The 10,435-nt window shown below is 65.4% G+C and carries 9 protein-coding genes and 1 pseudogene; 6 read left to right on the top strand and 4 right to left on the bottom strand.

Annotation, left to right across the window (positions count from 1 at the left end; all coding sequences use genetic code 11):
• The first annotated feature begins 70 nt into the window (after nt 1–70).
• The 3 genes and pseudogenes from ACRAKF_RS05705 (at nt 71) to ltrA (ending at nt 3,798) form a co-directional block, all read left to right on the top strand.
• Nucleotides 71–406 (top strand): hypothetical protein, encoded by a 336-nt coding sequence (locus ACRAKF_RS05705; protein ID WP_447035757.1) that lies wholly within the window; start codon nt 71–73, stop codon nt 404–406.
• 461 nt (nt 407–867) lie between these two features.
• Nucleotides 868–1,842: pseudogene (locus ACRAKF_RS05700) on the top strand (transposase); the annotation flags it as partial.
• A gap of 591 nt (nt 1,843–2,433) precedes the next feature.
• Nucleotides 2,434–3,798 (top strand): group II intron reverse transcriptase/maturase, encoded by a 1,365-nt coding sequence (ltrA, locus tag ACRAKF_RS05695; RefSeq protein ID WP_447035756.1) that lies wholly within the window; start codon nt 2,434–2,436, stop codon nt 3,796–3,798.
• A 177-nt stretch (nt 3,799–3,975) separates the two neighbouring features.
• Here the strand turns inward: ltrA and ACRAKF_RS05690 are convergent, their stop codons facing one another.
• Complete coding sequence (locus ACRAKF_RS05690) at nt 3,976–5,340, bottom strand: IS701 family transposase (RefSeq protein WP_447035754.1); 1,365 nt, start codon at nt 5,338–5,340, stop codon at nt 3,976–3,978.
• A gap of 268 nt (nt 5,341–5,608) precedes the next feature.
• On the opposite strand from ACRAKF_RS05690, the gene ACRAKF_RS05685 reads away from it, so the two are divergent.
• Nucleotides 5,609–6,133: a WhiB family transcriptional regulator gene (locus tag ACRAKF_RS05685; protein WP_447035752.1), complete on the top strand. Its 525-nt coding sequence runs from the start codon at nt 5,609–5,611 to the stop codon at nt 6,131–6,133.
• Nucleotides 6,130–6,342 (top strand): helix-turn-helix domain-containing protein, encoded by a 213-nt coding sequence (locus ACRAKF_RS05680; protein WP_447035751.1) that lies wholly within the window; start codon nt 6,130–6,132, stop codon nt 6,340–6,342. Before ACRAKF_RS05685 ends, ACRAKF_RS05680 begins: the two co-directional genes overlap by 4 nt.
• Before the next feature lie 33 nt (nt 6,343–6,375).
• Here the strand turns inward: ACRAKF_RS05680 and ACRAKF_RS05675 are convergent, their stop codons facing one another.
• Both ACRAKF_RS05675 and ACRAKF_RS05670 read right to left on the bottom strand, forming a co-directional pair.
• On the bottom strand, nt 6,376–7,500 hold the full coding sequence (locus ACRAKF_RS05675) for a tyrosine-type recombinase/integrase (RefSeq protein WP_447035750.1): 1,125 nt from the start codon (nt 7,498–7,500) through the stop codon (nt 6,376–6,378).
• 319 nt (nt 7,501–7,819) lie between these two features.
• Entirely contained in the window at nt 7,820–8,719 is a 900-nt protein-coding gene (locus tag ACRAKF_RS05670) for a LysR family transcriptional regulator (protein WP_447035749.1), read from the bottom strand.
• Nucleotides 8,720–8,861: 142 nt separating this feature from the next.
• Here ACRAKF_RS05670 and ACRAKF_RS05665 point away from each other — a divergent pair, with 142 nt between their 5' ends.
• Nucleotides 8,862–9,281, top strand: a complete 420-nt coding sequence (locus tag ACRAKF_RS05665) for a nuclear transport factor 2 family protein (RefSeq protein WP_447035748.1) — start codon at nt 8,862–8,864, stop codon at nt 9,279–9,281.
• Nucleotides 9,282–9,328: 47 nt separating this feature from the next.
• On the opposite strand, the gene ACRAKF_RS05660 is transcribed toward ACRAKF_RS05665, so the two are convergent.
• Complete coding sequence (locus ACRAKF_RS05660; protein ID WP_447035747.1) at nt 9,329–10,228, bottom strand: class I SAM-dependent methyltransferase; 900 nt, start codon at nt 10,226–10,228, stop codon at nt 9,329–9,331.
• Between the last annotated feature and the right edge of the window lie 207 nt (nt 10,229–10,435).

Genomic DNA, 10,435 nt, shown 5'->3' with positions numbered 1-10,435 from the left:
ATCCGCCCGAAGCTTCCTGATCGCCCCATCCCTTGTCGGCGCTTTGCTGATCTGCACCTCCTGCGCCCCGTTGAGCGACCCCTATCCGGAGAAGGGGGCCGCGAAGCCACGGACCCTGGTACGGAAATGGAAGAACGGTGATACGGGGGCGACGCTCGACCTGCGGGGCAAGAGCAAGTTCACCGTCAAAAACCTCAGGGCGCAGTACTCCTCGTGCTCGCCCAGTGGCCTGCACACCAAGTCAGGGAAGGGCACCTGGAAGTCTCTGGATGTGGCAGGCGCGACCTCGGTAGTGCTGGACTTCTCGGACGGGTGTGACACCACGCTTTATTACGGCGAGGAATCAGGGAACCCCGTCCTCTACAACTCCGCCGAGGGTGCCGACAACGTCATGAAGCTGACGTAGTTGCGGTAGAGGTATCCGTTTCTCCTGCCTCCCCGTCTACTTCGCGGTCCTGCAAGAGGGCGCCGCTGGACTCCGAGGCAGACATAAGGCTGCCGTGACACGTGATGGGCGCTGAGGCCCCCGCCGGGCAGGAACCGTGACCCACACCATCGACACCGGCCTGCCGCTCCACGACGACCGAATCGCGGACTCGTTGACGGACAGCGACATCGGTCCGGACCTGATACTCCACGATCGCGACTGCACTATCGAGATCTGCACGCTTCGCTTCGCACTTGAGGCCCGGAGTGCACACACCACGCTCGCTGTGACCACCCGAGCAAAGAAGCAACCCGGCAGCGCCTCGGCGCGGCCACTGCCCGCCTTGGGCCGGCCACCCTCACCACGCACCGCGGTTTGGCCGCAGCCCAGGCGTGCCGCCGTGTGCCTGCACCGGCGGCTGGCCACGTGGTCCCCCTGGGCCCGGCGACGACACCGCGACCGTCACCGCCCGGAAGCCGCGCGATCTTCTGCAGCGACTCATCGCAGCAGAGCAGTGGCAGGCGGGCGACCCCGACATCCTCGTCGTCGCGGACGCAGGACACGACGCGCCCCGCCTCGGCTTCCTCCTGGCTGACCTGCCGGTCCAAGTGCTGGCCAGGATGCGATCCGACCGCGCCCTGCGCAGAGCGGTCCCACCACGGCTGCCGCACACTCAGGGCTGACAGCCCCCACACGGCGGAGAGTTCGCCTTCGGGCAGCCCCCGACATCTGGAGCGCCCCCCGGACACCGAAACCATCACCGACACCCGTCTCTACGGCACCGCCAGGGCCCGGTCCTGGAACTGGCTGCACCTCAAAGCTGATCCACCGCTCCTCCTGGGCAACCGCAGACGGCACCTCCCGATCGTGGAAGAAACGGTGATCCGCCTGGACATCGACCACCTGCCCAGCGGAGCAACACCCAAGCCGGTCTGGCTGTGGTGGTCAGACACCGATGCCACCCCGGACGATGCCAACCGCCTCTGGCAGGCATACCTCCGGCGCATCAACATCGAGCACACCTTCCACCTGTTCAAGCAGACCCTCGGCTGGACCGCCCCAAAAATCCGCACTCCCGAGGCAGCCGACCGATGGACCTGGCTCATCCTCGCCGCTTACACCCAACGGCGGTTCGCTCGTCCCCTCGCATCCGACCGGCGTCGCCCCTGGGAGAAACCCAGCCCGCCGGACAGACTCACCCCCGCCCGAGTCCGCCGCGACTTCCGGCACATCCGCCCGCAATCGGCCTGTCCAGCCCAAGCACCGAAACCTTCGCGTCCTGGCCCCGGACGGCCGCCGGACCAAAAGAACCCCGGCCCACACCCCGCCACGACGTGCATACACCCCGCAAAACCGCGGCAGCGAAGAAGAGAACGACGAAGTCAACCACCCCACGACCACGCCGCACAGGTTAAAAGTCAAGTGTACGGCCAGCAGTCCGGGCGTCATCGCAGCTCAGAAGGGATGCAGGTGATGTAACCGGTCGTCAAGCTCAGGATAGCCAGCCGGTGTAAGTCCGGTCCGGGGAGACGCCAGGGTCCCCGGTAGCTGACTCCCGGCGTCACTCGAAATGGTGGCGTTGAAGTGGAGTGACAAGCGCCCTTCGGGGGCGTGCAACCGACCAGTCCGCAACATGAAGTGAAGCCTGCAGCGTCGTCATTTAACCCCCGCCCGCGGGCGGGCCAAGGAGGAGCCGAGCCTGTGCTTGAAGGGCGAAGGCCACGGAAGGCGATCCAGAACCTGGAGCGGTCGCCGAGGAACCTCCCGGCGTAAGGGGCGTGGAATGGTTGGAAGGTTGTCCTGGGAACTGGAGAGAGCCTCCTCGGCCCCGGGTTTGCGGCCCGGGAAGCGTGGCTCGCCTATAACCGGCAGAACCGGGAAATGGCGAGCTGCCGAGAGGCAGTCGGAGGGGGTCGTAGTAGTGGTGATCGACGGGACAACACAACCCGCCGGGAGCGAAGGACCCCTGCTTCATCGATGCGGATCGCGAACAGGGAGGGACCCGGATGAGTGCCGTATCGGCTAATTCCATCCGCCGGGAGGAAGGGGCTGCAGGACCGGGCCGTCGTCCTCTGGACAAGGTCCGATCCTTGCAGCGGACGCTTTACCGCTGTGCCAAGCAAGAACCTGAACGCCGGTTTCATGCCCTGTATAGCCATGTCCACCGCATGGACGTTCTTCGGCGGGCGTGGGCCGGTGTGTGTGCGAACCGGGGAGCCCCTGGCGTGGACGGCGTGACCGTCGACGCGGTGGCGTCCTCGGGAGTGGATGTGTTCCTCCAGGACCTGTCGGAGAAACTGCGGACGCATGTGTATCGTCCGTCGGTGTTGCGGCGGGTCCAGATTCCCAAACCGGGGCGGCCGGGGGAGTTGCGGCCGCTGTCGATTCCCACAGTGGCGGACCGGGTGGTGATGACGGCAGCGAAGCTGGTCCTGGAACCGGTCTTCGAGGCTCAGTTCACCGAGGCGAGCTACGGATTCCGGCCCAAGCGGTCCGCGATCGACGCGCTCGAGGCTGTGCGCGTGGCCGCGAACCAGCGGCGGGAATGGGTGTTCGAGGCCGATATCCGGGACTGCTTCGAGACGGTCGACCACGACGCGCTGATGGCCCAAGTGGCCCGGCATGTGGTGGACCGATCGATGCTGAAGCTAATCCGGGCCTGGCTGCGGATGGGAGTTTTGGAGGGCGGGGTGATCTCTCCGACCGGGGCGGGAACCCCGCAAGGCTCACCCATCTCCCCACTGCTGGCGAATATCGCTCTGCACGTTCTCGACGAGGCGTGGCAGGACGAGGGCGGTCGGCTGGGAGTGCTGGTGAGGTACTGCGATGTCTTCGTTGTCCTGTCGCCGACCAAACAACGGGCGGAACGCGCCCGGGAATTGGCGGCTGGGGTGCTCGGACGGCTGGGGATGCGATTGCATCCGGAGAAGTCCGGCATCACCTGCCTCACCCGGGGCGGACAGGGCTTTGATTTCCTCGGATTCCACCACCGGAAAGTCGAGTCGTGGAAATGGCGGGGCAGGTTCTACTTGCAGCGCTGGCCTTCGGCCAGAGCGATCCGGGTGCTGCGGGAGAAGATCCGCACAGCCACCGGCCGCTCGAAGACCGAACGGCCCGTGTCCGCTGTGGTCGCCGACCTCAACCCGGTCCTGCGGGGCTGGGCCGCGTACTTCCGCAACGGGAACTCCGGACGGAAGTTCAACGCTGTCGACGGCTACGTCCATGAACGGCTGGCGATCCTCACCAGCCGGAAACACGGCCGAGCGGGCCGGAATTGGTTCACTCGCTACACCTATGAGTGGATCACCCGGCTCGGGGTCTATCGCCTCACCGGAAACGTACGCAGGGCGACGGCGCATGCCAGTCGGTGAACGATGTCGGAAAGCCGTGTGCGGGAGAACTGCATGCACGGTTTGAAGCGGCGGGGACTGGAAACGGAGCGGAAGCCACCGCGCCAGTCCCCGACCCTACTACCGGTAGTTCGTTAAATCCGGCAGTAGAGATCAAGGCCGTGTCCGGTGGTGACCGCGTCGATTAGTGCCTGGAGCTCAGAGGGTGGGTCCTTGTCCGTCCAGGCTTGCCAGCATCGGTTGAGGGTGACGGCGGGGGTGAGCCAGGAACGGACGGCCCGTAAGGCCCTGGGGCAGCAGGGCTGTTGGGGCTGGTGGTGTCCGGTTGGTCCCCCTCTCTGGCCCCTCGTCGGGGCACGGGTCCGGCGCGCTGGCGTCCAGGGGTCCGGGTGGGGCGAACCACTGGTCCCAGCAGAAGGAGAAGGCGCAGTTGACCAGGGTCTGGTGGCGGCGGATGGCGCGGTCGGAGCGGACTTGGAAGTCGGCCCAGCCGAGTTCGTCCTTGATCTGTTTGTAGCTCTGCTCGATCCACGGCCGCAGGCCGTAGAGGCGCACGATCTCGGCCAGGTCGGCGGGCGGGTGCGGGCTGGTGGCGGCGTGGGGTGCGTCGGGGTGGGGCAGGTTGGTGGCCAGGTACCAGGTGGCCTTCTCCGGCAGGGTGGCTGGATCGGTGGTGGCCACGACCAGGCGGCAGGGTGAGTCGGGGCCGTAGCCGCCCAGGCGGGCATCGGCGGCCCACCAGGTCTCAGTGTGCCCGTCGCGGAAGTGACGCTCCACGGGCGTCCAGTCGCCTGGATGTCTGGCATCACGCCAGGTCAGGGCATGCGCGGCCTCGATGGGGGTGTGCGGCTGGTCGGCCCGGGCCCAGGTACCGCGGTGCGGCTTGAGCGCGACCACGTAGGCCAGGGCGGCCTCGCGCAGTGCGAGATACCAGTCGTCGCTGACAGAGTAGGCGCAGTCGGCGACCACGGCCCGGCAGGCGAAGCCCGCTTCCTTCCCGCGGGCCGCGAGGGCAGCGGACAGCTGTGGTTTGGTGCGGAAGGCGGGGTCGGACCGGCCGCGGGCGAAGTGATGGGCCGGGGTGTAGGGAGTGGCGTGCAGCGGGTAGTAGACGCGGCCGTCCGTCCACACCGTGGTCACCGTGACGATGCCGTTGTCGGTCTTGCCGTACCGGCCCAGCCACTGCCGGCCCACATTCGCGGTCGCGGTGCCGTCCTTGCGGTCCCCGGAATCGTCGATCACGATCACCCCGCCGTCGTGCGGAGCGGTGGCCGGCTCCCTCCGCAGCAGTTCAAGCCGCCGGTCGTTGATCTGCTCGGCATCCCAGGGCGACTCGGACAGGAAGAACTGCAGCCGCTGCACCCCCGGCTTCCCCGCACCGACCACCGGCTCCGCCCCTGCCAGGCAGGTGATCGTCTTGTTCCGCTCCCGCGGCGCCAGCAGCCCGGTCAGATACTCACGAAACCCCCGCCGCTGGGCCAGGCTGAAGAAGAGGTCGTCGAACCGAGCCGCGTACTCCTCCAACGGCCCCGGCGCAGGCGGACACGGACGGCGAGCAGACATCTTCAGCCCCCAGCACGGAAGTTGGCCTCTATCACCGGCCTACGACCCACTCGACCCGTCGTCAACCCATACCACCGCCAGCTTTAACGAACTACCGGTAGTTGCCTACGGCCTCCACTGTACGGAGAGGCGGTGCAGGCGCGCCAACGGAAGTGCGCGCAACATAGCCGACGATCGCCGGTTAGCGAAACCGGCGTTGTTCCGGACCCTGGTAGCTCTGTAGGCCGCATGGGGCCACAGGCTAGGCAATCAACAGGAAGCTTCACCGATGTATGGATACTCCGCTCCCCGAGTCAGAGGCAATCAGACCTGGCAAGAGAGTGCGGCATGTGTGGTGGCCGTTGGGGCGAGAAACGATCCCGAGCTCTTCTTTCCTGGCAGGTACGCAAGTGATCAACGTATCCGCCTTGCCAAAGGGATCTGCGCGTCCTGCGCAGTCAGGGTGAAGTGTCTGGAGGCTTCTCTGGAATCTAATGATGCTGCTGGCATATGGGGCGGCATGACGGAGGAGGAGCGTAGAGCAATCCGAAAGCGATTCGAGTTGCGTTGTGACCCTGCCAGGGTTGCGGCGGCCCTGGCAGGGAGGGACGTGTATCTCACCAAAACGGAGACCCAAGAGGTAGTCCGACGGGCTGCTGACGCCGAGACGCCAACTGCCTCACTGGCCCGAGTCCTCAAGGTATCTGAAGGTCACGTGCAGAAGCTGCTCCGGCGAGAGCGTCGCGCCAAGGCCGATGACCACTTGGAGACACCGAGCGCCGTGGGTGCCACTTGCGGTGCGGCGTCAGCATGAGAAGGAAGGATACGGTTCATGAGGCGCCAAGTGGGTGGGCTAACCGGTATCTAGCGGTTCATGAAGCAGCCGCGTATCTCAACATGAGTCCGCGTTGGATGTACAGGGAATCCCAGCGTCACGGGCTGCCAAGGTACTACTTCGGCGGCAAGCTCAGGTTCAAGGCCACCGACCTCGACAGTTGGGCGCAGCAGCAGAAGGTCACTTGAAGGGGGGGCGGGTGCTGACCCGCCCCTCCTTCGTTACAACCCTTCGTTCAGCAGCTTCGCAGCCCGACCGATCGACGCAGGCATCAGGTGCCGATAAATTTTGAATGTCATGTTGATATTCCTGTGCCCCATCCACTCGGCGACGTCCGTGATAGGTATCCCTCTGGCCAGACAGTTGGAGGCGAAGAAGTGACGCAAGGAGTAAGTGGTTAGCCTCCTGGTGATGCCTGCCCGCTTCTTCGCGGCGCCCCATTGATAGTCGAGCGTCGTGTGAGCCCAGTAGGGGGAGCGCTGGGTTCGCAGAAGATAGCCGTTCGTGTCAGCGCCGTGCTCCTTCTCGAAGCGGAGCAGGGCGTCTCGGACGGTCGATGGCATCGGGGCCTCGCGGAACTCTCCGAGCTTCCGATGCTTGAGAGGTACCCGCTCACGCGTCTTCCCTTCAATCTGTTCGGTGATGCGATAGACGTCGTCGGCGACCATCCGTTCCATATTCGCGGCGTATGCCTCCCCGTTGCGGAGACCGCAACCGGACATCAGGTCGATTACGAGCCCGAGACCATCGCTTGCCTCGGCCTTGAGAGCGTGGACCTCGTCCAAGGTTGGGATGGTGATCTTCCGGGGGATGTACTCAGGCGGGACGACCCCCTCGAACGGGTCCTCGACGATGCCGCCGCGACGTCGCGCGTCGAGAAGGATCTTCTTCAGGGTGTCGAAAGCGTTCTGTTGCGCTGCCAGTCCGACGGAACGTTCCTCCATCGACATGATGAAGTCGTCGACCACGGTCGCGGTGAACGTGTTGATCCGCCGGGATTCAAGCACGGGCAAGATCTGTCGGTCGAGTACCTGCTTGACTGTGCGTACGCTGCCGGCTGCGTAATGACGCTGCCGCGTCAGCCAAGCGGAGGCGTAGTGCCCGAAACGTTGCTTGCCGATCTCACGCTTGAGGTCGGCCTGGGCACGAGGAGTGGTCCGCTTCTCCTCGTAGACCTTGGTCAGTCGGTCGAGTGCCGCCTGCTGTGTCGAGTACCCAGTCTCCTCGCGTTGCCGCCCGGCGGCATCGCGGTAGCGAATGACGTACGGGTGGGCGCAGCGGTTCTGGCGGGCGCAGGCGCAGCCTTTGAAGAAGCTGCCCATTCCGCGGACGAGCTGGGTCGCCAAGTACACGTCTCCTGACTCATGCTGGGAGTTTGCTGACCAAGGGCCTCCAAGCATGGCCGTGACCTGCGGCCACGCCAAACTACGGGACGTTGATCAGCATCCTCATGGGTACCTCCTGGGAAGCGCGTTTGATGCCGACTCTGGTGACGCCTCGTCAGGTCGGAAGGAAGGTCGGGTCCGGCGGCTCGGTCTGAAGTTCCCTGCTGTCGGCAGTATCGGCCTTGCGGCAGCGAAGGTCACGCTTGAGAACGAGCTGTTCGGCGGGGCCGGGCGCGGAGAGCACCTGACTCCACCCGGGAGAGGCGATGCTGGGAAAAGCTCAACGCAGGTCAGAAGCCTGTTGTCTGAGGGCTGCGACAGCCGCGTCGGCTTCCGCTGAGCGCTGTTCGTTGGTCACGGCGATGGTCGCTCGTCCCTGCCAGTGGCGGTCCTCGACCCGGACGATTCTCACGCCGGCTGGAGCGGAGGAGACCGCCATACCCGGCAGCAGGCAGATCCCCAGGCCGGCAGCCACCATTCCCAGACGTGTGGACCATTCGCGCGCCTGATGGGCGACCGTTGGCCGAACGAGGGTGGGCCAGGCACCGTAGTACGGGGTGTCACCGGCAGCGTTCTCGACGATCCACCTGTCGTGGCGCAGTTCGTTGGCCCGCACCAGGGGCCGGGTGGCCAATGGGTGATGACGGGGCAGCGCGACACGTAGATCGTCTTCCAGGAGCGTTTCCTGGCGCAGCCCGTCGAGGTCATGCTCCTGCGGCCCGGCGCACACACCCACGACGGCAACGTCCAGACGGTTGGAACGTAGCTGCCGCAAAAGACTGGGGGTTGAATCCTCTACGAAGCCGACGGTCACATGGGGGTGTTCGTCCGCCAGCCGTGCGAGGGCACGCGGAGCCAGAACCGCAGCCGCAGCCGGGATCGCGCCGATCGTCACACAGCCCGTGATGTGTTGACTCAGTGCGCTGACCTCACGGACGGCGGCGTCGAGACCCGACAGCACGTCGGCCGCGTGCCGTGCGAACGCCACGCCGGCCTCCGTGGGTGTCACTCCGCGTGCCCTTCTCTCGAAAAGGGCCGCGCCCACGGCGGACTCGACAACTTTCACCTGCCGGGATACAGCCGATTGCGTGTAGCCGAGGGAAGCTGCTGCCTCGCTGAAGGAGCCCGTCGCGGCGACTTCGCGCACTACCCGCAGTCCCACGAGAGTCACATCCGTCATGCCCTGCACCCTACAGCCGAGGTATTCCCAGAACGCATACCTGGAGTGCTCAATCATCATTTGTGCGCGTGCCTGCGGTCATGCACGCTGGGTCGCACACCCACCCTGGTCCACCCCAACCACCAGAAGCCGGAGATGCGTGATGGACGACGTACAGAAGAAGGCAATCGTCGAACACTTCCTGAGCCTCTACGCCAAGGGGCGGTGGGGAGCGGCCGACAACACGGAACCCTTGGAGGAGCTCCTGGACTGCCTCACCGACGACGTTGAATGGTGGATGAGCGGGGCTCCGGGAAACGGTCGCGTCACCAAGGACCAGTTCCGCGCCATGCTCAAGCCGCTCGACTCGATCACGGACGGCCCGCTGGTCATCACACCCACCGCATGGACCATTCAAGGCCCCAGGGTCGCCGTGGAGGCGTACTCGACAATGAAACTGAAGAACACGCGAGACTACCGCAACCACTATCACCTCCTCTTCGAGATCAGCGGCGGAAAGATCAGCAAATACCACGAACACCACGACACCGCGCACGTGAACAGCACCATGTGGGCAGGCTGACACTTCAATACCTACGCGCTCTCATACCGCGTTCTCATACCGCCCTCTCAGGCCGGCTTGTCGAGGATGACCGCGGCGTAGCCCATCCGGTCGCGCACCGCGGCATGGGCATCGGCGATGGACACGAAGCGCTCCCACTGCGCCGGCTCCACCGAACTGAGGGATGGCCTGAGCCGCACCAGCACCTTGCGTCCCACAGAGCTTCGGGCGAGCCGGGCGAGTAGGGCCAACCCGTGCAATGTCCGGTGCAGCACGGGCCGGGTCCAGTCGATGGCCGCTCGCGGCGTGAACCCCGTTTCGCGGGCAAGCCGCCGATAGCGGTGCAGTGGCTCGAACTCCTCGAACTGCCACGTGTTTCGCACCAGCCGCTCCGGATCCAGCACGGTGATCTCCTCCGGTCTCTCGGTGTGCCAGAAGAAGTCGACGAGGACCAGTCGCCCGCCCGGCGTCAGGACGCGGTATGCCTCCTCGAGGAATCTCCGTCGCCCATCCGGTCCGAACTGAAAGGCGCCTTGAAGGCAGTGCACTTTGTCGAAAGCCGCGTCACCGAAGTGGGCGGCGGATTCGTCTGCCTTCAGATTCGTCGCATCCGCGTTGAAGAACCTGACGTCGGGATGGGAAGCGTACCGTTCACCGGCTCGCCGCACGTGGTGCTCCAGGAGGTCCACTCCCGTCACCGAACAACCTTGACGCGCCATCAGGTCGCTGGTGTAGCCCGTACCGCAGGCGGTGTCCAGCACACGGTCCCCCGGGGTGAGGCGTAGCAGCCGAATGGACCGGTTCACCAGCTGCCTCTGATGGAACCCGCCCCGCCCGAGGAGCATCATGGGCATCGTGGAAATGGTGCAGTAGCCCAGACACAGCAAGTCGGTCCACCCGAACGCCTTCACCACGCGCAGGACGATGTTGGCCGAGTCGTATGGGTGGGCGGCAGCGTCGGAATTCATGCGGAGATCCTCGCACCGCGGAATGGCGGGCTCATCACATGACCCGCGACTCCGGCCCTCTTCACCTGCGCGGGTCACACCTTCATCGCTCATCGCCGGTACGCATGGGCACCGTTTTATTTCCAGTCGAACCATATGCAGATGGCCGAGGCGGCGTGGATACCGAGGAAATGACAGGAGCTGTCGATAACGTGACCCAACCGCTCG

The sequence above is a fragment of the Streptomyces sp. DSM 118878 genome (genome assembly GCF_052936595.1).
Note: the sequence above shows the minus strand (reverse complement) of the source record. Positions and strands in the feature narration are given on the sequence as shown.

Coding starts and splice junctions, on each gene's coding strand:
- ACRAKF_RS05680 (WP_447035751.1), top strand. CDS start 6,130: ATGAGAAGGAAGGATACGGTTCATGAGGCGCCAAGTGGGTGGGCTAAC.
- ACRAKF_RS05670 (WP_447035749.1), bottom strand. CDS start 8,719: ATGACGGATGTGACTCTCGTGGGACTGCGGGTAGTGCGCGAAGTCGCC.
- ACRAKF_RS05690 (WP_447035754.1), bottom strand. CDS start 5,340: ATGTCTGCTCGCCGTCCGTGTCCGCCTGCGCCGGGGCCGTTGGAGGAG.
- ACRAKF_RS05685 (WP_447035752.1), top strand. CDS start 5,609: ATGTATGGATACTCCGCTCCCCGAGTCAGAGGCAATCAGACCTGGCAA.
- ltrA (WP_447035756.1), top strand. CDS start 2,434: ATGAGTGCCGTATCGGCTAATTCCATCCGCCGGGAGGAAGGGGCTGCA.
- ACRAKF_RS05665 (WP_447035748.1), top strand. CDS start 8,862: ATGGACGACGTACAGAAGAAGGCAATCGTCGAACACTTCCTGAGCCTC.
- ACRAKF_RS05660 (WP_447035747.1), bottom strand. CDS start 10,228: ATGAATTCCGACGCTGCCGCCCACCCATACGACTCGGCCAACATCGTC.